This is a genomic window from Superficieibacter sp., from assembly GCF_032071645.1.
In the GTDB taxonomy this organism is placed as follows: Bacteria; Pseudomonadota; Gammaproteobacteria; order Enterobacterales; family Enterobacteriaceae; genus Superficieibacter.
The window spans coordinates 130,021-151,376 of the sequence record NZ_DAMAPU010000005.1 but is presented as its reverse complement, the minus strand read 5'-3'; the positions used below and the strand labels follow the sequence as shown (position 1 = coordinate 151,376).

The 21,356-nt window shown below is 54.6% G+C and carries 22 protein-coding genes; 14 read left to right on the top strand and 8 right to left on the bottom strand.

The window, feature by feature from the left end; all coding sequences use genetic code 11:
* The first annotated feature begins 47 nt into the window (after positions 1-47).
* Together yieE and RT197_RS11910 are read left to right on the top strand one after the other, a co-directional pair.
* Complete coding sequence (gene yieE / locus RT197_RS11915; RefSeq protein ID WP_312950801.1) at positions 48-914, top strand: DNA-binding transcriptional regulator YeiE; 867 nt, start codon at positions 48-50, stop codon at positions 912-914.
* Between the two features lie 176 nt (positions 915-1,090).
* Positions 1,091-2,560: an amino acid permease gene (locus tag RT197_RS11910; RefSeq protein WP_312950798.1), complete on the top strand. Its 1,470-nt coding sequence runs from the start codon at positions 1,091-1,093 to the stop codon at positions 2,558-2,560.
* Positions 2,561-2,630: 70 nt separating this feature from the next.
* On the opposite strand, the gene fghA is transcribed toward RT197_RS11910, so the two are convergent.
* On the bottom strand, positions 2,631-3,467 hold the full coding sequence (gene fghA / locus RT197_RS11905) for an S-formylglutathione hydrolase (RefSeq protein WP_312950795.1): 837 nt from the start codon (positions 3,465-3,467) through the stop codon (positions 2,631-2,633).
* Between the two features lie 136 nt (positions 3,468-3,603).
* Here fghA and RT197_RS11900 point away from each other — a divergent pair, with 136 nt between their 5' ends.
* The 7 genes from RT197_RS11900 to mglC all read left to right on the top strand — a co-directional run bounded on the left by RT197_RS11900 (position 3,604) and on the right by mglC (position 11,834).
* Positions 3,604-4,740 (top strand): YbfB/YjiJ family MFS transporter, encoded by a 1,137-nt coding sequence (locus RT197_RS11900; protein WP_312950793.1) that lies wholly within the window; start codon positions 3,604-3,606, stop codon positions 4,738-4,740.
* A gap of 115 nt (positions 4,741-4,855) precedes the next feature.
* Positions 4,856-5,524 (top strand): GTP cyclohydrolase I FolE, encoded by a 669-nt coding sequence (gene folE / locus RT197_RS11895; protein WP_312950790.1) that lies wholly within the window; start codon positions 4,856-4,858, stop codon positions 5,522-5,524.
* A 28-nt stretch (positions 5,525-5,552) separates the two neighbouring features.
* Positions 5,553-6,710 (top strand): DUF418 domain-containing protein YeiB, encoded by a 1,158-nt coding sequence (gene yeiB, locus RT197_RS11890; RefSeq protein ID WP_312950787.1) that lies wholly within the window; start codon positions 5,553-5,555, stop codon positions 6,708-6,710.
* Between the two features lie 156 nt (positions 6,711-6,866).
* Positions 6,867-7,892 (top strand): HTH-type transcriptional regulator GalS, encoded by a 1,026-nt coding sequence (gene galS, locus RT197_RS11885; protein WP_312950784.1) that lies wholly within the window; start codon positions 6,867-6,869, stop codon positions 7,890-7,892.
* A gap of 264 nt (positions 7,893-8,156) precedes the next feature.
* Positions 8,157-9,155 carry a galactose/glucose ABC transporter substrate-binding protein MglB gene (mglB, locus tag RT197_RS11880; RefSeq protein ID WP_312950782.1) on the top strand — a complete coding sequence of 333 codons (999 nt, stop codon included), beginning with the start codon at positions 8,157-8,159 and terminating at the stop codon, positions 9,153-9,155.
* Positions 9,156-9,287: 132 nt separating this feature from the next.
* Positions 9,288-10,808: a galactose/methyl galactoside ABC transporter ATP-binding protein MglA gene (gene mglA, locus RT197_RS11875; RefSeq protein ID WP_312950780.1), complete on the top strand. Its 1,521-nt coding sequence runs from the start codon at positions 9,288-9,290 to the stop codon at positions 10,806-10,808.
* A 15-nt stretch (positions 10,809-10,823) separates the two neighbouring features.
* The gene (gene mglC, locus RT197_RS11870) at positions 10,824-11,834 is read left to right on the top strand and encodes a galactose/methyl galactoside ABC transporter permease MglC (RefSeq protein ID WP_312950777.1); all 1,011 of its coding nucleotides are present in this window, start codon (positions 10,824-10,826) and stop codon (positions 11,832-11,834) included.
* A gap of 50 nt (positions 11,835-11,884) precedes the next feature.
* Here mglC and RT197_RS11865 read toward each other — a convergent pair whose 3' ends face one another.
* From RT197_RS11865 to RT197_RS11845, 5 genes are all read right to left on the bottom strand, one after another.
* Complete coding sequence (locus RT197_RS11865; RefSeq protein ID WP_312950774.1) at positions 11,885-12,061, bottom strand: hypothetical protein; 177 nt, start codon at positions 12,059-12,061, stop codon at positions 11,885-11,887.
* Between the two features lie 129 nt (positions 12,062-12,190).
* Positions 12,191-12,910, bottom strand: a complete 720-nt coding sequence (sanA, locus tag RT197_RS11860) for an outer membrane permeability protein SanA (RefSeq protein WP_312950772.1) — start codon at positions 12,908-12,910, stop codon at positions 12,191-12,193.
* A 124-nt stretch (positions 12,911-13,034) separates the two neighbouring features.
* Positions 13,035-13,919 carry a cytidine deaminase gene (cdd, locus tag RT197_RS11855; protein WP_312950769.1) on the bottom strand — a complete coding sequence of 295 codons (885 nt, stop codon included), beginning with the start codon at positions 13,917-13,919 and terminating at the stop codon, positions 13,035-13,037.
* A 130-nt stretch (positions 13,920-14,049) separates the two neighbouring features.
* Positions 14,050-14,745 (bottom strand): CidB/LrgB family autolysis modulator, encoded by a 696-nt coding sequence (locus RT197_RS11850; protein ID WP_312950766.1) that lies wholly within the window; start codon positions 14,743-14,745, stop codon positions 14,050-14,052.
* A complete protein-coding gene (locus RT197_RS11845) occupies positions 14,742-15,140 on the bottom strand; it encodes a CidA/LrgA family protein (protein ID WP_312950763.1) in 399 nt (132 codons plus the stop codon). Before RT197_RS11845 ends, RT197_RS11850 begins: the two co-directional genes overlap by 4 nt.
* A gap of 216 nt (positions 15,141-15,356) precedes the next feature.
* Between RT197_RS11845 and dusC the strand changes: the two genes are divergently transcribed.
* The gene (dusC, locus tag RT197_RS11840) at positions 15,357-16,292 is read left to right on the top strand and encodes a tRNA dihydrouridine(16) synthase DusC (RefSeq protein WP_312950760.1); all 936 of its coding nucleotides are present in this window, start codon (positions 15,357-15,359) and stop codon (positions 16,290-16,292) included.
* A 36-nt stretch (positions 16,293-16,328) separates the two neighbouring features.
* Here dusC and yohP read toward each other — a convergent pair whose 3' ends face one another.
* Positions 16,329-16,412: a small membrane protein YohP gene (yohP, locus tag RT197_RS11835; protein ID WP_071785213.1), complete on the bottom strand. Its 84-nt coding sequence runs from the start codon at positions 16,410-16,412 to the stop codon at positions 16,329-16,331.
* 227 nt (positions 16,413-16,639) lie between these two features.
* On the opposite strand from yohP, the gene mdtQ reads away from it, so the two are divergent.
* Together mdtQ and RT197_RS11825 are read left to right on the top strand one after the other, a co-directional pair.
* On the top strand, positions 16,640-18,073 hold the full coding sequence (mdtQ, locus tag RT197_RS11830; protein ID WP_312950758.1) for a multidrug resistance outer membrane protein MdtQ: 1,434 nt from the start codon (positions 16,640-16,642) through the stop codon (positions 18,071-18,073).
* A gap of 58 nt (positions 18,074-18,131) precedes the next feature.
* On the top strand, positions 18,132-18,902 hold the full coding sequence (locus RT197_RS11825; RefSeq protein WP_312950756.1) for an SDR family oxidoreductase: 771 nt from the start codon (positions 18,132-18,134) through the stop codon (positions 18,900-18,902).
* A gap of 16 nt (positions 18,903-18,918) precedes the next feature.
* Here the strand turns inward: RT197_RS11825 and RT197_RS11820 are convergent, their stop codons facing one another.
* A complete protein-coding gene (locus tag RT197_RS11820; protein WP_312950754.1) occupies positions 18,919-19,482 on the bottom strand; it encodes a DedA family protein in 564 nt (187 codons plus the stop codon).
* Positions 19,483-19,636: 154 nt separating this feature from the next.
* Here RT197_RS11820 and RT197_RS11815 point away from each other — a divergent pair, with 154 nt between their 5' ends.
* Together RT197_RS11815 and pbpG are read left to right on the top strand one after the other, a co-directional pair.
* A complete protein-coding gene (locus tag RT197_RS11815) occupies positions 19,637-20,224 on the top strand; it encodes a Yip1 family protein (protein ID WP_312950751.1) in 588 nt (195 codons plus the stop codon).
* A 169-nt stretch (positions 20,225-20,393) separates the two neighbouring features.
* Entirely contained in the window at positions 20,394-21,326 is a 933-nt protein-coding gene (gene pbpG, locus RT197_RS11810) for a D-alanyl-D-alanine endopeptidase (protein WP_312950749.1), read from the top strand.
* The last annotated feature ends 30 nt before the right edge of the window (positions 21,327-21,356 follow it).

Genomic DNA, 21,356 nt, shown 5'->3' with positions numbered 1-21,356 from the left:
TTAACCAGAATAAGTGGTAAGCATTTAACTTATTGCCCGGAGTCTTTATGCACGTCACCCTGCGCCAGCTTGAAGTCTTTACCGAGGTGTTGAAAAGCGGTTCAACCACCCAGGCCTCGCTCGTTTTGTCGCTGTCCCAGTCCGCCGTCAGCGCGGCGTTAACCGATCTGGAGGGGCATCTGGGCGTACAGCTTTTTGACCGCGTGGGCAAACGACTGGTGGTGAACGAGCACGGCAGACTCCTTTATTCACGGGCGCTGGCACTGCTGGAAGAGGTCAGTGAAATAGAGCAACTGTTTAAAGAGGACAACGGGGCGATCCGCGTCTGTGCCAGCAGCACCATCGGCAATTATATTTTACCGGAAGCGATTGCCCGCTATCGTCAGGATCACCCGGATCTGCCGCTGGAAATGACCGTGGGCAATAGCCAGGATGTGGTCAATGCGGTAGCGGATTTTCGTGTCGATATCGGCCTGATTGAAGGTCCGTGTCACCACGCGGATATTATTGCTGAACCCTGGCTGGAGGATGAACTGGTGATCTTCGCCGCGCCATCGTCATCGCTGTTTCAGGAGCCGATTACGCCTGAAAAGCTGGCGGCGATGCCGTGGATTTTGCGTGAAAACGGGTCCGGCACCCGCGAAATCGTCGATTTTCTGCTGCTGTCCCATTTACCGCAGTTCCGTCTGGGAATGGAGCTGGGCAATTCTGAAGCCATCAAGCACGCGGTACGTCACGGCCTCGGCGTAAGCTGTCTTTCCCGGCGGGTGATTGCTGAACAGCTGGAGTCCGGGACGCTGCGCGAAATCTCGCTACCGTTACCGCGCCTGACCCGCACGCTATGGCGTATTCATCACCGGCAAAAGCATTTGTCGCGGGCGCTTGAGCGCTTTTTGCAATATAGCGAAATATAAGAGCGTCGCGAGGCGCTTAATCCACGCGCGGATTTTGGCTTATTTATCACTGTGCTGCTTTACTTATAATCCGGCGGAGATCATGAAGGTCTCTTATAACCGCGCATTTGTGCCAGAAGGACGGCGGATGGTCTGCTACAATCGCGCCTCAATTTTTGGATGGATAGTTTTTTCCTATGGTTTCCCAGACTAAAAACACACAAGCGCCCGCGCTACGCCGCGAACTCAAGGCGCGTCATCTGACGATGATTGCCATTGGTGGCTCCATCGGGACAGGTTTGTTTGTCGCATCCGGGGCGACAATTTCTCAGGCGGGTCCGGGCGGCGCGCTGTTCTCCTATATTCTTATCGGGCTGATGGTCTATTTCCTGATGACCAGCCTGGGCGAGCTGGCGGCGTATATGCCGGTCTCCGGCTCCTTTGCCACCTACGGGCAAAAGTATGTTGAAGAAGGTTTCGGCTTCGCGCTGGGCTGGAACTACTGGTACAACTGGGCGGTTACTATTGCCGTCGATCTGGTGGCCGCTCAGCTGGTCATGAACTGGTGGTTCCCCGATACGCCGGGCTGGATCTGGAGCGCGCTGTTCCTGTGCGTCATCTTCCTGCTGAATTACATCTCGGTGAAAGGCTTTGGCGAAGCAGAATACTGGTTCTCGCTGATTAAAGTGGCTACGGTCATCATCTTTATCATCGTCGGCGTATTGATGATCCTCGGCATTTTCCAGGGCGCGAAACCGGCGGGCTGGAGCAACTGGAGCATTGGCGAAGCACCGTTTGCCGGTGGCTTTGCGGCGATGATTGGCGTGGCGATGATCGTGGGCTTCTCTTTCCAGGGAACGGAGCTTATCGGTATTGCGGCGGGTGAATCCGAAGAGCCGGAGAAGAATATTCCGCGTGCCGTGCGTCAGGTGTTCTGGCGTATCCTGCTGTTCTATGTGTTTGCGATTTTGATTATCAGCCTGATCATTCCTTACACCGATCCAAGCCTGCTGCGCAACGACGTTAAAGATATCAGCGTCAGTCCGTTTACTCTGGTATTCCAGCACGCGGGCCTGCTTTCTGCGGCTGCGGTGATGAACGCGGTGATCCTGACGGCGGTGCTGTCAGCGGGGAACTCCGGGATGTACGCTTCCACCCGTATGCTGTACACCCTGGCCTGCGATGGCAAAGCGCCGCGTATTTTTGCGAAACTCTCGAGAGGCGGCGTGCCGCGTAACGCGCTGTATGCCACCACGGTGATCGCCGGGCTGTGCTTCCTGACCTCCATGTTTGGCAACCAGACGGTTTACCTGTGGCTGCTCAATACTTCCGGGATGACCGGCTTCATCGCCTGGCTGGGGATTGCGATCAGCCATTATCGTTTCCGCCGTGGTTACGTGCTCCAGGGCTACGATATCAACGACCTGCCGTACCGTTCCGGCTTCTTCCCGATTGGGCCGATTTTCGCCTTCGTGCTGTGTCTGATCATCACCCTGGGCCAGAACTACGAAGCGTTCCTGAGCGATACCATCGACTGGGGAAGCGTTGCGGCCACCTACATCGGCATTCCGCTGTTCCTGATCATCTGGTTCGGCTACAAGCTGAGCAAGGGCACACGATTTGTGAGCTATAAAGAGATGGATTTCCCGGAACGGTTCAAGCAGTAACCGCTCCGTAAGACAGAAAAAGCCCGGCGCATCAAGATGATGCCCGGGCTTTTTGTTTATCGGGCGGCGGTTATTTCAGCAAATGCTGCGCGTGAAATCGCAGGTGATCCTCAATAAAGGAGGCAATGAAATAATAGCTGTGATCGTAACCCGGCTGGATGCGCAGCGTCAGCGGCCAGCCGCGCTGTTGCGCGATGTCTTCCAGACGTGCGGGCTGGAGCTGGTCGGCGAGAAACTGATCGCTGTCGCCCTGATCGATCAGCAGCGGGATGGCCTGCGCTTTTTCTGCCGTCTGCATTAACGCACAGCTATCCCAGCCCTGCCATGCGGCGGTGTTCTCGCCCAGATAAGCGGTGAACGCTTTTTGCCCCCACGGCACGTTAAGCGGATTGACGATCGGCGCGAAAGCGGAAGCGCTGGTGTATTTGCCCGGATTTTTCAGCGCCAAAATCAGTGCGCCGTGGCCTCCCATCGAATGACCGCTAATCGCCGAGCGTTCGCTGACGTTAAACTTTTCCTGCACCAGCGCGGGCAACTCGTCGCGCAGATAATCATACATCCGGTAGTGGGACGCCCAGGGCTGCTCGCTGGCATTAAGATAAAACCCTGCACCTTTGCCTAAATCGTAGCCTTCATCGTCAGCCACATCATCACCGCGCGGGCTGGTATCCGCCATCACCAGCACGATCCCCAGTTCAGCGGCTACGCGCTGCGCACCGGCTTTGGTGGTGAAGTTTTCATCGTTGCAGGTTAACCCGGACAGCCAGTACAGCACGGGCGGTGGGGTGTTACCCTGCGGCGGCGGTAAAAAAATGCTGAACGTCATCGGGCAGTTCAGCGTCGTGGAGTCGTGCCGCCAGCGTTGCTGCCAGCCTTCAAAACAGCGGTGCTCTTCGAGCAGTTCCATGCGTGGCTCCTTTTGGGGTAGAGAAAGATTTTCAATATCATACAGAGAATTCACTGGCGTTGAGTAACTTTCACTTTCCCAATACTTATACATATTGCATCATAAACATAACTTTACATTAACGTTTGGGGCAGGCATGGCGCTGCGGATCGCGTTCAGCGGTTTTATCGTTCTGGTCGTGGCGATGGGAATAGGGCGTTTTGCCTATACGCCTCAGGTGCCGCTAATGATTGCGGATGGGCAGCTCACGTTAACCAGCGCCGGGCTGGTGGCGGCGGTGAATTACCTCGGCTATCTGGTGGGCGCGTGGGATGCAATGCGCGCTCAGCGCCACGTTGAGATGCGACTGTACGTCGGGATTTTCGGCGTGGTGGCGCTGACGTTTCTCTCTTCCCTGGCCGATAACGCGCTACTGCACGGCGTGCTGCGCTTTATCATCGGTGCAATGAGCGGCTGGGCGATGGTGAGGACGGCAGGCTGGACCAACGAGCATTTGATGCGCTCCGGGCACGCGGGCCTGAGCGCGGCGGTGTTTGCCGGACCGGGCTGTGGCATCGCCGTTAGCGGGCTGCTGGCGGTGGCCATTCAGTCAAGAGCGCTCAGCGCAGCCGATGCTTGGCTGGTGTATGGCGTACTGGCGCTGGTGCTGATCCTCTTTATCGCCCGCTATCTACCGCGACCGGGGGAGTTGCACCGTAGCGGGGAAAAGCCAACGCCGCTGCCCTTAACCGTGGATCTGAAGCGTCTGGTCTGGAGCTATGCGCTGGCGGGCTTTGGTTATATTCTTCCGGCGACTTTTTTATCGCAAATGGCGGCGCTGCGCTTTCCTGGCAGCCTGTTCGCGCAATTTGTCTGGCCGATGTTTGGCGCAGCGGCGGTGGTCGGGATTGCGCTGAGTATTGCGGCCCGGCATATCGGTCAAAGCTATCAGCGGCTGGCGATAGTCCTGTGGCTTCAGGCGGCTGGCGTGCTGGCGGCCTGGCTGGTGCCGGGCATGAGCGGGCTGGTGCTCGGTGCGTTGCTGGTTGGTGGCGGGTTTCTTTGCGCGTTGCAGCTTTCGCTCCAGTATGGACGGGAACTGGCACCGAAGCATACTCGCTATCTGGCGGGCCTGCTGACGACGGTGTATGCCGTGGGGCAATTGCTGGGACCGATGACCTCGGCCATTTCGACCTGGCTGACGCACCGGCTGGAGCCCGCGCTGGGCGTGGCGGGCATTACGCTTATCATTGCGGGCGTGCTGGTTTGGAAGCCGCATAATCAAAGGCCGTAGTGATTGCAATAATTATCGTCCTGAATACTGGATTATGTGCGCTACCTCACGCACAATGAGTACGCACTTTGCGCAGCTACCGCAAAGGCCGTCACACCTGCAGGAGAAACAAACAATGTCATTACTCAGTAAAGAAGCTGCACTGGTTCATGAAGCGCTGGTTGCGCGTGGACTGGAAACGCCTCTGCGCCCGCCGGTGCGCGAGATGGATAACGAAACCCGCAAGCGCCTGATCTCCGGGCACATGACCGAAATCATGCAGCTTCTGAATCTCGACCTGAGTGATGATAGCCTGATGGAGACGCCACATCGCATCGCCAAAATGTATGTGGATGAGATTTTCTCCGGTCTGGATTACGCCAACTTCCCCAAAATCACCGTCATTGAAAACAAAATGAAGGTTGATGAAATGGTGACGGTGCGCGACATCACCCTGACCAGCACCTGCGAACACCATTTCGTCACGATTGATGGCCAGGCGACGGTCGCTTATATCCCGAAAGATTCGGTAATTGGCCTGTCGAAAATCAACCGCATCGTGCAGTTTTTTGCCCAGCGTCCGCAGGTGCAGGAGCGTCTGACGCAGCAGATTTTGACCGCCTTACAAACGCTGCTGGGTACCAATAATGTGGCGGTATCTATTGATGCAGTGCATTATTGTGTGAAGGCGCGCGGCATTCGTGATGCCACCAGTGCCACGACCACAACCTCGCTGGGCGGCTTGTTTAAGTCGAGCCAGAATACTCGTCAGGAGTTCCTGCGCGCGGTACGGCACCGTAACTGATCTTCCCCATCACGCAGAAAGAGGAACCATGGAACGAAACATTACGCTGGATTTTTTGCGTGGCGTGGCCATCCTCGGTATTTTACTGCTGAATATAACCGCCTTTGGTTTGCCGAAGGCGGCCTATCTTAATCCCGCCTGGTACGGCGAAATCACTCACCGCGACGCCTGGACCTGGGCTGTGCTGGATCTCTTTGCGCAGGTCAAATTTCTGACGCTGTTTGCGCTGCTGTTCGGCGCCGGGCTTCAGATCCTGCTGGCGCGCGGCAAACGCTGGATCCAGTCTCGTTTGACGCTGCTGGCGCTGCTTGGGTTTCTCCACTGCCTGTTTTTCTGGGAGGGGGATATCCTGCTGGCCTATGCGCTGGTTGGGCTGGTGTGCTGGCGAATGGTGCGCGATGCCACCCATATCAAAAATATGTTTAACACGGGAGTGGTGCTGTATCTAATCGGTATCGGCATTCTGCTGCTGTTAGGCATCATTTCCGGCACGGGGAATCCACGCTCGTGGGTGCCGGATATGGCTAATCTTCAGTATGAATATTTCTGGCGCACCCAGGGCGGCGTTGAGGGGATCAGCAACCGCGTGGATATGCTGTCGAATAATCTGCTGGCGCTGGGCGCGCAGTACGGCTGGCAACTGGCCGGGATGATGCTGATTGGCGCGGCGCTGATGCGCAGTGGCTGGCTGAAAGGCCAGTTCAGTCTCGCGCACTACCGGCGTACCGGTGCGCTGCTGGTGGTTATCGGAATGCTCATCAACCTGCCGGGGATCGTCGCCCAGTGGCGGCTGGGCTGGGATTATCGCTGGTGCGCCTTTCTGTTACAGGCCCCGCGTGAGCTCAGCGCGCCGTTTCAGTCCATCGGTTATGCGGCGCTGGCGTATGGATTCTGGCCGCAGCTTTGTCGCTATCGACTGGTGGGCGCGGTAGCCAGCGTCGGGCGCATGGCGCTGAGCAACTATTTGCTGCAAACCCTCATCTGTACCACGCTGTTCTGGCATTTCGCCCTGCTTATGAAATTTAACCGTCTGCAACTGCTGGCATTTGTTCCCGCAATCTGGCTGGTGAATATCCTCTTTTCTGTTATCTGGCTGCGCTATTACCGTCAGGGGCCGGTTGAATGGCTGTGGCGGCAGTTAACCATGCGTGCTTCAGGGATATCATTAACCAGCACATCCAGATAACGATCTGGATCACATTCATTAACAAAATGGATGTAACCGTTTTCATTCATGTGACCTCTCTCACGTAGTCAGCATCTTATCGCTGCCAGAATAGACGCCTTGCTCAACACAGGGGGTGGCCGTGAGTCGCTGCAATTTACAACGGGGTGGTGATTTATGATCACCATTCGTGATGTTGCCCGTCAGGCGGGCGTTTCCGTGGCTACCGTTTCGCGGGTGCTGAACAATAGCGCGCTGGTCAGCCCTGAAACCCGTGAGGCGGTGATGAGCGCCGTGACCCAACTCGGATACCGGCCTAATGCCAACGCTCAGGCGCTGGCAACGCAGGCGAGTGATACGATTGGCGTCGTCGTCATGGATGTGTCCGATGCGTTTTTCGGTGCGCTGGTCAAAGCGGTGGATATCGTCGCCCAGCAGAATCAGAAATACCTGCTGATCGGCAATAGCTATCATGAAGCCGAAAAAGAGCGCAACGCTATTGAAGTGTTGATCCGCCAGCGCTGTAGCGCGCTCATCGTCCATTCCAAAGCGCTCAGCGATGATGAGCTAAGCGAATTTTTGCAGCATATTCCTGGCATGGTGTTAATCAACCGCATCGTGCCGGGTTTCGCGCATCGCTGTGTGTGTCTGGATAATATCAGCGGGGCACAGATGGCAACAAAAATGCTGCTCAATCATGGGCATCAACGCATTGGCTATCTCGGCTCCAGCCACAGTATTGAAGACGACGATATGCGCAAAGAGGGCTGGCTGCGGGCGCTTCAGGAACACGATATTGTGCCGCCGGAGAGTTGGGTGGGCGTGGGTTCCCCGGATTTACAGGGGGGCGAAGCCGCGATGGTGGAATTGCTGGGGCGTAACTCAGGGCTTACCGCCGTCTTTGCTTACAACGACAGCATGGCGGCCGGGGCGCTGACGGCGCTAAAAGACAACGGCATCGCCGTGCCGCAGCATTTGTCTCTTATTGCTTTCGATGATATTCCGCTGGCGCGTTACACCGACCCACAGCTCACAACCGTGCGCTATCCCATTGCTTCTATGGCGAAACTGGCGACCGAGCTGGCGCTTCAGGGCGCGGCAGGCAAGCTGGATCGCAACGCCACGCACTGCTTCATGCCGACCTTAGTCAGACGCCACTCCGTCGCCCAACGGCAAAATGTGGGGCCGATCACTAACTTATAAATTTCCGTGATGTAACCGTTTTCAATCTGTGAGTAAATTCACAGTATATTAACAACGCGGTAGCTATGATTACACCGTTTGCAGGGCTGAAACACTATGTAACGAACCCATAGTCGCCGGACCTGAAACAAATAATAAAGCGCATTACCAGAAACAGACGTCAGAAATTTAAAAGTGAATTCACGTGCAGCCATCCTTCCCCGGATGTTACCTGCCGGACGTTATTCACCCGTACTACCCTGCATAACAAAAACCGGAGATATCATGAATAAGAAGGTGTTAACCCTGTCTGCTGTGATGGCGAGTATGTTATTTGGTGCGGCTGCTCATGCTGCCGATACCCGTATTGGCGTGACGATTTATAAATACGACGATAACTTTATGTCCGTCGTACGTAAAGCCATCGAAAAAGATGCGAAAGAGGCTTCTGGCGTTCAGCTGTTAATGAATGACTCGCAGAACGACCAGTCCAAACAGAATGACCAGATTGACGTGCTGCTGGCAAAAGGCGTGAAAGCGCTGGCTATCAACCTCGTTGACCCGGCTGCGGCAGGCACCGTGATTGAAAAAGCGCGTGGACAAAACGTTCCTATCGTTTTCTTCAACAAAGAACCTTCCCGCAAAGCACTGGATAGTTACGACAAAGCCTTCTACGTGGGTACTGACTCCAAAGAATCCGGCATTATCCAGGGCGATCTGATTGCGAAGCACTGGGCGGCAAACCAGGGCTGGGATCTGAACAAAGACGGTCAGATCCAGTTCGTGCTGCTGAAAGGCGAACCGGGTCACCCGGATGCTGAAGCACGTACCTCTTACGTGATCAAAGAGCTGAATGACAAAGGCATCAAAACCCAGCAGTTGCAGATGGACACCGCCATGTGGGATACCGCAATGGCAAAAGACAAAGTGGACGCGTGGCTCTCTGGCCCGAACGCTAACAAAATTGAAGTCGTAATTGCTAACAACGATGCGATGGCAATGGGTGCGGTAGAAGCGCTGAAAGCACACAATAAGAGCAGCATTCCGGTATTTGGCGTTGATGCCCTGCCAGAAGCGCTGGCGCTGGTGAAATCCGGTGCGCTGGCGGGAACGGTACTGAACGACGCGAATAACCAGGCTAAAGCGACTTTCGATCTGGCGAAAAACCTCGCCGATGGTAAAGGCGCGGCTGACGGCACCACCTGGAAACTGGAAAATAAAATCGTCCGTATTCCTTACGTTGGCGTAGATAAAGAAAATCTGTCGCAGTTTACCAACAAATAAGTTTTTGAATTTTGGGCGTGCAACTGCACGCCCAATTTATAACGTTAAAGAAATATCCTGACTCAGTCGGGGTGCGCTGAATGCGCGCCACGGTACACAGCGGGAACCACACTATCGCAGCCAGGTATAGCTATGGTCAGCAATAACACAGAGTCGTCAGGCGAATTCTTGTTGGAAATGAGCAACATCAACAAGTCCTTTCCAGGCGTTAAGGCACTCGATAATGTTAATTTAAAAGTCCGTCCTCACTCTATTCATGCATTAATGGGGGAGAACGGGGCAGGCAAATCAACATTATTAAAATGTTTGTTTGGTATTTACCAGAAAGATTCCGGGAGCATTGTTTTTCAGGGTAAAGAGATCGACTTTCACTCGGCAAAAGAAGCGCTGGAAAACGGGATCTCAATGGTACACCAGGAGCTGAACCTGGTATTACAGCGTTCAGTCATGGACAACATGTGGCTGGGACGTTATCCCACGAAAGGGATGTTTGTCGATCAGGACAAAATGTATCGCGATACCAAAGCGATTTTTGACGAGCTGGATATTGATATCGATCCGCGTGCGCGCGTCGGTACGTTATCCGTTTCGCAAATGCAGATGATCGAAATTGCCAAAGCGTTCTCGTATGATGCCAAAATTGTCATTATGGACGAGCCGACTTCTTCGCTTACTGAAAAAGAAGTGGGGCACCTCTTCACGATTATCCGTAAGCTGAAAGAGCGCGGATGCGGTATTGTTTATATCTCGCATAAAATGGAAGAAATATTCCAGCTTTGCGATGAAATCACTATTCTGCGTGACGGACAGTGGATTGCTACCCAGCCACTGGAAGGGCTGGATATGGATAAAATCATCGCCATGATGGTAGGCCGTTCGCTGAACCAGCGCTTCCCGCACCGTGAGAACAAGCCGGGAGAAGTGATCCTCGAAGTGCGTAATCTGACCTCTCTTCGTCAGCCCTCCATCCGCGATATCTCTTTTGATCTGCATAAAGGCGAGATCCTCGGTATTGCCGGGCTGGTGGGCGCCAAACGTACCGATATCGTTGAAACATTATTTGGTATCCGTGAAAAATCAGCGGGCACCATTACGCTGCACGGCAAAAAAATAAATAATCACAGCGCCAACGAAGCGATTAACAATGGCTTTGCGCTGGTCACGGAAGAGCGTCGTTCTACGGGTATTTATGCCTATCTGGATATCGGTTTTAACTCGCTCATTTCGAATATTCAAAATTACAAGAATAAAGTCGGGCTGTTGGATAACTCGCGGATGAAAAGCGATACCCAGTGGGTTATCGATTCCATGCGGGTAAAAACGCCGGGGCACCGCACGCAGATTGGTTCGCTTTCCGGCGGCAATCAGCAGAAGGTGGTTATTGGGCGCTGGCTGTTAACCCAGCCGGAAATCCTGATGCTTGATGAACCGACGCGCGGTATCGACGTCGGCGCGAAATTCGAAATCTATCAGTTGATCGCTGAACTGGCTAAAAAAGGCAAAGGGATCATTATTATCTCTTCAGAAATGCCCGAACTGCTGGGGATCACTGACCGTATCCTGGTAATGAGCAATGGTCTCGTTTCTGGAATTGTTGACACCAAAACCACAACGCAAAACGAAATTCTCCGTCTTGCGTCTTTGCACCTTTAAGATCAGGGGCTTCTCATGAGTGCGCTAAATAAAAAGAGTTTTCTCACTTATCTGAAAGAGGGCGGTATTTACGTCGTTCTTTTAGTCTTACTGGCTATTATTATTTTCCAGGACCCCACGTTCTTAAGCCTGCTGAACCTGAGTAACATTCTTACCCAGTCATCGGTGCGTATTATTATTGCTCTGGGTGTCGCCGGACTCATCGTTACCCAGGGGACTGACCTTTCTGCCGGACGTCAGGTTGGTCTGGCGGCGGTGGTGGCCGCCACCCTGTTACAGTCGATGGAAAACGCTAACAAGGTTTTCCCGGAAATGGCGACCATGCCGATTTTCGTGGTGATCCTGATTGTCTGCGCCATCGGTGCCGTTATTGGTCTGATTAACGGTATTATCATCGCGTACTTAAACGTGACGCCGTTTATTACCACTCTGGGTACGATGATCATCGTTTACGGTATTAACTCCCTGTATTACGATTTCGTCGGCGCTTCACCGATTTCCGGTTTCGACAGCGGCTTCTCAACGTTCACCCAGGGATTTGTCGCGCTGGGCAGTTTCCGTCTCTCCTACATCACGTTCTATGCGCTGATTGCCGTCGCTTTTGTCTGGGTCCTGTGGAACAAAACGCGCTTTGGTAAAAACATTTTCGCCATCGGCGGCAACCCGGAAGCGGCAAAAGTCTCAGGGGTAAACGTTGCGCTGAACCTGCTGATGATTTATGCGCTCTCCGGCGTGTTCTATGCCTTCGGCGGGATGCTGGAAGCCGGACGTATCGGTTCGGCAACCAATAACCTCGGCTTTATGTACGAACTGGATGCAATCGCGGCCTGCGTGGTGGGCGGCGTGTCATTCAGTGGCGGCGTGGGTACCGTGCTGGGTGTGGTCACCGGTGTGATCATCTTTACCGTTATTAACTACGGTTTGACCTACATCGGTGTTAACCCTTACTGGCAGTACATCATCAAGGGCGGCATTATTATCTTTGCCGTCGCGCTGGATTCTCTGAAATACGCGCGTAAGAAGTAATTTTCTGGTGGATCAGCCCGGCAGCAAAACTGCCGGGCTTTTTATTTTTCTCATTCCAGTAACGACGCTAATAATGTCTTAGAGGCGGGCACCAGGCCGACAACCAGGCCAAACGGCTTAAAGGCTTTATTTACGATCTCAACGGAGTAATTCCCTTTATCATTTTCAATTTCAGACAGGGTTTTACGTGAGACCGATACTAAATCCGCATAGGCTGCCTGCTGCAATCCGAGAACATCGATACGGCGAACTTTCTTCGCGGATTACGCTTTTTTTATTCTGCCTGCGCAACCTTTCCACGGTTTCCCTGACGTCGGCCATTTTTTATCTTCTATGTAACCTATATCACACAAAGACTATTTGCTGCTTTTGGCCTGCATTTCCAGCAGTTGTTCTGGCGTGACGGCCGGGTAGCCCTGGGTGTCTTCCGGGATTTCATGGCGAGTGGGGATGGGGATAAGCGGTCCCAGAAAGCGCGGTTCGCGTTTGAAGATATAGAGATCGGCCAGCGCGCCGAAGCGGGCACCGAATTCACGCACGCGAACGCTCCACATATCTTTTGGCGACGGCACCGCATAACATTGCGCCTGGATGCCCATATGCAGGGCGATAAACAGCGCGCGCTCGCAGTGGAAACGCTGGGTAATGATAATAAAATCGTTGGTATCGAATACTTTTCGGGTGCGGACGATGGAGTCCAGAGTGCGGAAACCGGCGTAGTCCAGCACGATATCCGCCGGATCGACGCCAGCGGCAATCAGATCCTTACGCATGGTCATCGGTTCATTGTAGCTTTGCAGAGCATTGTCGCCGCTAAGCAGCAGATAGTTTACCTTGCCGCTGTTATAGGCGTTTAACGCGCCCTGAATGCGATAGCGATAATACTGATTAATCACGCCGGTGCGATAATACTTCGCCGTACCAAGAACGACACCGACCTGACGCCAGGGCAGATCCTGCAACTCATCGTAAATATAGGGAGAGGTTTTCCAGCTCATCCAGCGGTCAAGGCCGAGCACCGTTAACAGCAGTAAGCCGATCAGGACTAACAAACTGTATAACAAACGCTTTAACATGGACCTGACCTGGCGATGGCTAAAATTTTATTCAGGCTACTTTACCCGTCGGGTAAGCGCAAGAAACGGACGTTCAACTGAAGGGATTTTCACCAATGCGGGCCGCAAAGCCCGCATTAAGGGATTAGCTAAGCTGAATACGTTCAATATGCTGGCAGCCCAGCGCCCTGAGCGTGGCTGAAGTAGCATCCCACTGGATGAGCGAAGCATCAGCGTGCTCAGCCAGGATTGCCCGCTGGATATCCGGGTAATCATAACCGTTCAGGCTCAGCAAATTCAGCGCGCCCTGAAGCGGTGGCAGGGAAGGGTTGAAGGCGGCGTTCTCCGCGTAGCTGCCGCTAAAAATGGTGCCGTCGCGGCACTCCAGCGCGACGCCGGAAAAGGCGTTGCTGTACGGGGCATGACTGCGGCTGGCGGCACGAATGGCAGCCTGCGCCAGCGCATCGCCCTGCAGCGCGTAGCCCCGATCCTGCTCGTCCATCAGCAGCGTTTTAATTTCCAGATCTTTGGGGCCGAAGGCATCCGGCAAATAATGGCCCAGCGTATGCGCCGCACGTCCCGGCAAATGAATATAAATATCCAGCCCGCTGTTCAGCTCGTTCATAAACTGGCGGCAATGACCGCACGGCGTGTAGTTAACGGTAATCGCCTTCAGGGATTTTTCACCGCGCAGCCAGGCGTGAGTAATCGCGCTCTGCTCGGCATGGACGGTTTGCTGCATCGTCGCGCCGTGGAACTCCATATTGGCACCGAAGTACCAGTTGCCGCTGATCCCGCGCGCAATCGCACCGACGTTGAAATGGGATAAACCGGCACGCGCGCAGGCGGCGGCGAGCGGCAGGAGCGCGAAAGCCAGCGCGTCTTCGTCCATGCCCGTTGCGCTTAACAGTGACGAAACCTGCCCGGCGCTGAGCATCGCAGGAAAATGCTCCTCATCCAGCAGCGGAGCCAGCGCGGACTGCACCTTAGCCGGAAGCTGCGCAAAAGCAGATTGAAAACGGTGATGCATGGAGTTGCCTCATAACAATGTAATGGGATCGTAGTTTACGAGGCGTCATGGAATTTGTAACGTGATCCAGATCTCATTATTTATGCAACTCATGCAATGAAACTGAAAATTGCGCGACGCATCGCAAATTTTAGCCAATTACTGCCAGGATCAGCGGAAACAAAAACGGGGCAAGAAGCGAAGTAATAATGCCGCAAATGACCAGCGCCAGGGAGCTGAACGCGCCTTCCTGATAGTCCAGCTCCGCGCAGCGCGCCGTACCCAGCGCGTGCGAAGCGGTGCCCATCGCCAGGCCGCGCGCCGCTTTGGTCCGAATGCCCATAATATTAAGCAGCGTATGCCCAAACACCGCGCCGAGGATGCCGACGAAAATCACGCAGACGGCGCTGATGGCCGGAATACCGCCAATGCTGCCACCCACTGCCATCGCAATCGGCGTGGTGACTGATTTTGGCAGCACCGAGGCCGCAATTTCTGGCGTGGCTCCCATCAACAGCGCCACGCTGGTGCCGGTGATCATCGCCACCACGCTGCCCACAAAGCAGATCGTAATGATGGATTTCCAGCGGGCGCGGATCTGGTGCAGCTGCTCATAAAGCGGAAAGGCCAGCGCAACCACGGCAGGCTGGAGAAGATCGTTAAGGATTTTACTGCCCTGAAAATAGCGGTCGTAGGAGATACCGGTCAGCAGCAAAAACGGGATAATCACCACCATCGCCACCAGCAGCGGGTTAAGCAACGGCATTTTAAACCGGGCGGCAAGTTTACGTGCTGCGAAAAAGACCACCAGCGTCAGCGGTAATGACCACCACATATTCGCCATCATTTTTTATTTTCCTTCTGTCCGACGATTTTACGTTCACCGTGTACCAGATGGGAACTCCAGCTCACTACCAGAAAAACAACCAGCGTACTGATCGCGCAGGAGACCACCACCGGGCCAAACTGCGCCCGCAGTACATCAAAATATTGCATCACCCCGACGCCAATCGGCACAAACAGCAGCGCCATATAGCGGATCAGAACATAGCAGCCAGGGTTAACCCATTGCGCGGGCAAAATTTGCAGCGCCAGCAGGACGAAGAGGATCAGCATCCCGATAATGCTGCCGGGAATGACGATCGGCAGAAGAGACGCGATATAAATGCCCGCGTACAAACAGGCGTAAATGAGGACAAATGCGCGCAGGTATTGCCAGATAATCGTTAATGTTTTACTCATGGTATCAGTCCTTGCCGAAACGCATTCATCATACAATTAAAGCCAAAAGTGTGCTACCGATCACATCATGAATTCGAAGCATAGCTGACATAGATGGCTGGAACATTGGGCAAATGTCCTTATCAGCTTAGTCGATTCCGTTACGGCAACGGGCTGGCGCTTTAAACCCTGGCGCAGAGGCGCTAACATAGCGCCTCTTTTTTTACGGGTAAAGATATGCGTGTACTTCTGGCACCGATGGAAGGCGTGCTCGACTCGCTGGTGCGCGAGCTGCTGACTGAGGTTAACGATTACGATCTGTGCATCACCGAATTTCTGCGGGTGGTGGATCAGCTCCTGCCGGTAAAATCGTTTTATAAACTTTGCCCGGAACTTCATCACCAGAGCCGGACATCTGCCGGTACGCTGGTGCGGATTCAGTTGCTGGGGCAGTACCCGCAATGGCTGGCGGAAAATGCAGCCCGCGCGGTGGCGCTCGGCTCGTACGGCGTTGACCTCAACTGTGGCTGTCCGTCGAAAGCGGTTAACGGCAGCGGTGGCGGGGCGACGCTGCTTAAAGATCCCGAACTTATCTATCAGGGTGCAAAGGCGATGCGTGAAGCGGTGCCTGCGCATTTACCGGTGACGGTTAAAGTCCGCCTCGGCTGGGACAGCGACGATCGTCAGTTTGAAATTGCCGATGCCGTGCAGCAGGCGGGCGCAACGGAACTGGTGGTTCACGGGCGCACGAAAGAAGACGGCTATAAAGCGGAACGTATCAACTGGCAGGCGATTGCCGCAATTCGCCAGCGGCTTTCTATTCCGGTGATTGCCAACGGTGAAATCTGGGACTGGCAAAGCGCGCAGGCGTGTCTGCAAACCACGGGCTGTGACGCGCTGATGATTGGTCGCGGCGCGCTGAATATCCCGAATCTGAGCCGGGTGGTGAAATACAACGAGCCGCGAATGCCGTGGCCAGAAGTGGTTGAGCTACTGCGTAAGTATTCACGTCTGGAAAAGCAGGATGATACAGGCCTGTATCACGTGGCGCGCATCAAACAGTGGCTGGGGTATTTGCGTAAAGAATATGATGAGGCGCTGGCGTTGTTCACCGCCATCCGCACGTTTCAGGATTCGGCGTCTATCGCGCGGGTTATTGAGCACTGGTCATAAAACGGTTATCGCCCCCGATTACGGGGGCGATAATCATCAGAAAATCATCTTAAATACGCCTGTCACCACCAATAATCCGATCAGAAAGATAATCAAAACAGCCCATAGTAAAATTTTCATCGCGCAGTCCTTCTTTGTTGTATTCGCATCAAGTATAGGAACGCTATGAATAATTTTCCTCCCCTCGTTAAAAAAATGTAAACAAATTAACGTGCTAATTATTTGTTTGGTGAATAATTTTCCAGGTGTTTCATTCTATTTCTGGTTATGCATTGCCACGCGTTACTAAAAAAAAATTTCCTCTGCCACGTAATCTTCCCGCCTCTTTTTTCATGTAAAAAAACGCTATGAACCGTCTCTTTATTCTGGCCGGACTGCCGCTGGTTTTCGCTCTGACGGCCTGCGCGCCCTCGCACGACGTTACCTCATCCATGACAGCAACCACACCTGCCTCGTCCGTTAATACTTCGCTCCCCGCCGCGCTGCAAAACGGCTGGCCGGAAAGTCAATGGTGGCTGCAATATCAGGACCCGCAGCTCAACGCGCTGATTGCGCGTGCGTTAAGCAGCTCACCGGATTTAAACGTCGCGCAACAGCGGATCGCGCTTGCCGAGGCGCAGGCCAGAATGGCGGAAGCCGCCAGCGGTCCGGCGCTTAATTTCTCTACCGACATCGAGCGGCAAAAAATGTCGGCTGAAGGGCTGATGGGGCCGTTCGCCTTTACCGATCCGGCTGCTGGCACCACCGGGCCGTGGTACACCAACGGTAACGTGGGTTTAACCGCTGGCTGGGATCTGGATCTGTGGGGGAAACATCGGGCGGAACTGGAGGCGCGGATCGGCATGATCCGGGCGCGTGAAGCTGAACTGCAACAAACTCGCCAGTTGCTCGCCAGCAGCGTGGCGCGGCTGTACTGGGAGTGGCAGACCGAAGCGGCGATCCAGCAGGTACTGAAAGATATCGAAAAGCAGCAGCAGACCATCGTCGCGGTTGATCGCGCGCTTTATGAGCACGGGATCACCTCATCGGTTGAAGGCGTCGATACCGATATCAACGCTGGCAAAACGCAGCAGAAGCTGGCAGAAGTTACCGGAAATATGAAAATGATCGAAGCGCGACTGCTGGCGCTGACCGATAGCCAGTCCTCGGCACTGACACTACAGCCGGTGACGCTGCCGACGGTACAGACGCAGATGCCCGCCAGACTGGGCTACGAGTTGCTGGCGCGGCGTGCGGATTTACAGGCTGCCCACTGGTACATTGAGGCTTCGCTGAAAGAGGTGGACGCGGCAAAAGCGGCTTTTTATCCCGACGTTAATCTGATGGCATTTCTCCAGCAGGATGCGTTGCATTTAAGCGATCTGTTCCGTCATTCCGCGCAGCAAATGGGCGTGACCGCCGGGCTGACGCTGCCGATTTTTGACAGCGGACGGCTGAACGCCGGTCTTGATATTGCGAGCGCCGAAAGCGGCCTGTCGGTTGCCAACTATAACAAAGCGGTGATCGAGGCGGTCAATCAGGTCGCCCATAGCGCGGCGCAGGTTGAGACGCTGATCGACAAAAATCAGCATCAGCAGCAGGTTGAGAAAGACGCTGCCCGCACGCTGGCACTGGCGCAGGCGCGTTATAACGCCGGGATCATCGCGGGTTCGCGCGTCAACGTCGCCCGTATTCCCACGCTTGAAGAGCAAATTGTCGGCCTGCGATTACAAGGGCAATGGCTGGACGCCGCGATCCAGCTCACTTCCGCACTGGGCGGCGGCTATCATTTTTCCTCCTGAGGCTCATATCCGGGCAGGGTTTTCTATACTTACCTCCTGAACTTAACGGGAGGTAAATATGGCGTCGAATAAAGTAGCAGTTGTCACCGCGTCGGATTCCGGCATCGGCCAGCAAAGCGCGCTATTTCTGGCGAAAGCAGGCTATGACATTGGCGTCACCTGGCACTCAGATGACGAAGGGGCGAACGAAACCGTCCGGCAGGTTGAAGCGCTGGGGCGCAAGGCCAAAGCCGTGCAGATGGATCTGAGCAAGCTGTCGGAAGGCGCGCAGGGACTGGAAAAGCTGATCGCCCATTTTGGTCGCATTGACGTGCTGGTCAACAACGCGGGAATGATGACCAAAGACAGTTTCCTCGATGTCAAACTTGACGACTGGCGCGCTATTTTCACGGTTGACGTGGACGGCGCATTTCTGTGCTCGCAAATTGCCGCCAGAAAAATGGTGGAGCAGGGCGAAGGCGGGCGCATCGTCAACATTACCTCCGTGCACGAACACACGCCGCTACCGGACGCCAGCGCTTACACGGCGGCAAAACATGCGCTGGGTGGCCTGACCAAATCAATGGCGCTGGAACTGGTGCAGCACAATATCCTGGTGAACTCGGTGGCGCCTGGCGCAATCGCCACGCCGATGAACGACATGGATGACGGCGACGCGAAGCCCGGTTCGATGCCGAATATCCCGCTGGCGCGCCCCGGCAAAACCGAGGAAATTGCCAGCCTCGTCGCGTGGCTGTGTTCGGAGCACGCCACCTATACCACCGGACAATCGTTTATTGTTGACGGCGGCTTCATGCTGGCGAATCCGCAGTTTAAAGGTGGCCAGTAACTCTTCCGGCGGTTCGTCAGCGCTTTTTATGGCGCTGGCGTAGCCACCAGCGCACGGCGAACACCGCAACAACCGCGATCCCCAGCCACACCGCATGTTTAAGATGCTGATTGAGATGATGCAGCCACGGGCCAATCACCTCGCCGCCCACATAGCCGAGGGTGGTGAAAATCAGCGCCCAGACCAGCGCGCCAAAAATATTTAACGGTAAAAACAGCCCAGGCCGCAGGCGGCTGGCTCCGATCAGCAACGGGCCGATAATGCGAAAGCCGTACATAAACCGGCTGCCAATCACAAACAGATAAGGACGGCGCTGGATCAATGTCTGCGCGCGGTCGATTTTATCCTGATGGCGATGAAAGCGGGCGAGAATGCGGTTGCCAAAACGACGGCCTAAAAAATAGAGCAACTGGTCGCCTGCGATCCCGCCAAGCGCGACGGCCAGTACCACCAGCGGAAATTTCAGCAGCCCCTGATGGGCCGCGACGCCGCCGAGCAGGGTAATCGTCTCGCCTTCGGCCAGGCTACCGATAGTCAGGGCCGCGTAGCCGTAATGGGCGATCAACAGATTAATATCCATACGTAAAATAATACTCCCGGGTAAAAATTGCCCCTTAAGCATAATCCCTGTGGCAAATGTTGCAGGCGTGAAGGACGCTGCATTTTTTATTTGTACATTAAATAATCAATTATACTTAAAGCTCATTCGTATCACGTCGAGAAGAGGGGATCGTATGAACCATGTCTGGGGACTTCTCTCCCACCCTGAACGCGAAATGCTGTCGATCAAACGCGAGAACGAAACGGTCTCGCATCATTACACGCACCACGTGCTGATTATGGCGGCGATCCCGGTGATCTGCGCGTTTATCGGCACAACGCAAATCGGCTGGAACTTTGGCGAAAATAACGTGGTCCGGCTGTCGATGTTTACCGCCTTTGCGCTGGCGATCCTGTTTTACGGGCTGATGCTGGTGGGTGTGGCGGTGATGGGCCGGGTGATCTGGTGGATGGCGCGTAACTATCCGAACCGTCCCTCACTGGCCCGCTGTATGGTTTTCGCAGGCTATGTCGCCACGCCGATTTTTCTCAGCGGCGTGGTGGCGCTCTATCCGCTGGTCTGGCTTTGCGCGCTGGTCGGTACGGTAGCGCTGTTTTACACCGGCTATCTGCTGTATCTGGGTATCCCGACTTTCCTGAATATCAATAAGGAGGAAGGGCTGAGTTTTTCCAGTTCAACGCTGGCGATTGGCGTGCTGGTGCTGGAAGTGCTGCTGGCACTGACGGTGCTGCTGTGGGGCTACGGCTACCATCTTATTTAACGACAGCGCACGGCGGAGGTGGCGCTTTCCGCCGTGCAGTATCTGGACACGATTCTTCTCTGGCGATGCGCATGGCCGCCGGGTATGATGCGCGGGCGTGTTTATTATTGATATGTATAATGAATACGTAACAAACATAACCTGTGGCCATAATTACCAGAATCTCATCATGCCGAAATTACGCTTTTCATTGCTTAGCCTCGCGCTAATGCTCCCGGGGGTTTTTGCACCACAGGTCAGCGCCAAAACGGCCATTGCCGCCACGGCCGCCCAGCCGGAGATCGCTTCCGGTAGTGCGATGATTGTCGATCTCCAGACCAATAAAGTCATTTACTCCAGTCACCCGGATCTCGTTCGTCCCATTGCCTCCATCACCAAACTGATGACCGCGATGGTGGTTCTCGACGCCCGTCTGCCGCTGGATGAAAAACTGAACGTGGATATCAGCCATACGCCGGAGATGAAGGGGATTTACTCGCGGGTGCGTCTGAACAGCGAAATCAGCCGTAAAGATATGCTGCTGCTGGCGCTGATGTCGTCGGAAAACCGCGCGGCGGCGAGCCTGGCGCATCATTATCCGGGCGGCTATGACGCATTTATTCGGGCGATGAATGCAAAAGCCAAAGCGCTGGGGATGACGCATACGCGCTACGTTGAACCGACCGGGTTGTCGATCAAAAACGTCTCAACGGCGCGTGATTTGACGAAAATGCTGATTGCCAGCAAGCAGTATCCGCTGATCGGGCAGCTGAGCACCACCCGTGAAGATATGGCGACGTTCTCCAGCCCGGCCTATACGCTGCCGTTCCGCAATACCAACCATCTGGTCTACCGCGATAACTGGAATATTCAGCTGACCAAAACCGGCTTCACCAATGCGGCGGGTCACTGCCTGGTCATGCGCACGCTGATCAATCAGCGTCCGGTTGCGCTGGTGGTGATGGATGCGTTTGGTAAATATACCCATTTTGCCGACGCCAGCCGCCTGAAAACCTGGATTGAAACCGGAAAAGTCATGCCGGTTCCGGCGTCAGCGCTGAGCTATAAGAAGCAAAAAGCCGCGCAGATGACCAGCACGGATTTTACCGCGCAAAACGATTAAGCCTCATGAAGATCCCCGGTGGCGCTCACG

Bases quoted from the DNA above. Each gene is read 5' to 3' on its own strand.
- RT197_RS11820 (WP_312950754.1), bottom strand. From the start codon at position 19,482: ATGGATATTAATCTGTTGATCGCCCATTACGGCTACGCGGCCCTGACT.
- RT197_RS11815 (WP_312950751.1), top strand. From the start codon at position 19,637: ATGAACCATGTCTGGGGACTTCTCTCCCACCCTGAACGCGAAATGCTG.
- mglA (WP_312950780.1), top strand. From the start codon at position 9,288: ATGGTCAGCAATAACACAGAGTCGTCAGGCGAATTCTTGTTGGAAATG.
- yohP (WP_071785213.1), bottom strand. From the start codon at position 16,412: ATGAAAATTTTACTATGGGCTGTTTTGATTATCTTTCTGATCGGATTA.
- RT197_RS11845 (WP_312950763.1), bottom strand. From the start codon at position 15,140: ATGAGTAAAACATTAACGATTATCTGGCAATACCTGCGCGCATTTGTC.
- mglC (WP_312950777.1), top strand. From the start codon at position 10,824: ATGAGTGCGCTAAATAAAAAGAGTTTTCTCACTTATCTGAAAGAGGGC.
- RT197_RS11825 (WP_312950756.1), top strand. From the start codon at position 18,132: ATGGCGTCGAATAAAGTAGCAGTTGTCACCGCGTCGGATTCCGGCATC.
- RT197_RS11850 (WP_312950766.1), bottom strand. From the start codon at position 14,745: ATGATGGCGAATATGTGGTGGTCATTACCGCTGACGCTGGTGGTCTTT.
- fghA (WP_312950795.1), bottom strand. From the start codon at position 3,467: ATGGAACTGCTCGAAGAGCACCGCTGTTTTGAAGGCTGGCAGCAACGC.
- pbpG (WP_312950749.1), top strand. From the start codon at position 20,394: ATGCCGAAATTACGCTTTTCATTGCTTAGCCTCGCGCTAATGCTCCCG.
- galS (WP_312950784.1), top strand. From the start codon at position 6,867: ATGATCACCATTCGTGATGTTGCCCGTCAGGCGGGCGTTTCCGTGGCT.
- RT197_RS11900 (WP_312950793.1), top strand. From the start codon at position 3,604: ATGGCGCTGCGGATCGCGTTCAGCGGTTTTATCGTTCTGGTCGTGGCG.
- RT197_RS11910 (WP_312950798.1), top strand. From the start codon at position 1,091: ATGGTTTCCCAGACTAAAAACACACAAGCGCCCGCGCTACGCCGCGAA.
- yieE (WP_312950801.1), top strand. From the start codon at position 48: ATGCACGTCACCCTGCGCCAGCTTGAAGTCTTTACCGAGGTGTTGAAA.
- dusC (WP_312950760.1), top strand. From the start codon at position 15,357: ATGCGTGTACTTCTGGCACCGATGGAAGGCGTGCTCGACTCGCTGGTG.
- cdd (WP_312950769.1), bottom strand. From the start codon at position 13,919: ATGCATCACCGTTTTCAATCTGCTTTTGCGCAGCTTCCGGCTAAGGTG.
- mglB (WP_312950782.1), top strand. From the start codon at position 8,157: ATGAATAAGAAGGTGTTAACCCTGTCTGCTGTGATGGCGAGTATGTTA.
- mdtQ (WP_312950758.1), top strand. From the start codon at position 16,640: ATGAACCGTCTCTTTATTCTGGCCGGACTGCCGCTGGTTTTCGCTCTG.
- yeiB (WP_312950787.1), top strand. From the start codon at position 5,553: ATGGAACGAAACATTACGCTGGATTTTTTGCGTGGCGTGGCCATCCTC.
- folE (WP_312950790.1), top strand. From the start codon at position 4,856: ATGTCATTACTCAGTAAAGAAGCTGCACTGGTTCATGAAGCGCTGGTT.
- sanA (WP_312950772.1), bottom strand. From the start codon at position 12,910: ATGTTAAAGCGTTTGTTATACAGTTTGTTAGTCCTGATCGGCTTACTG.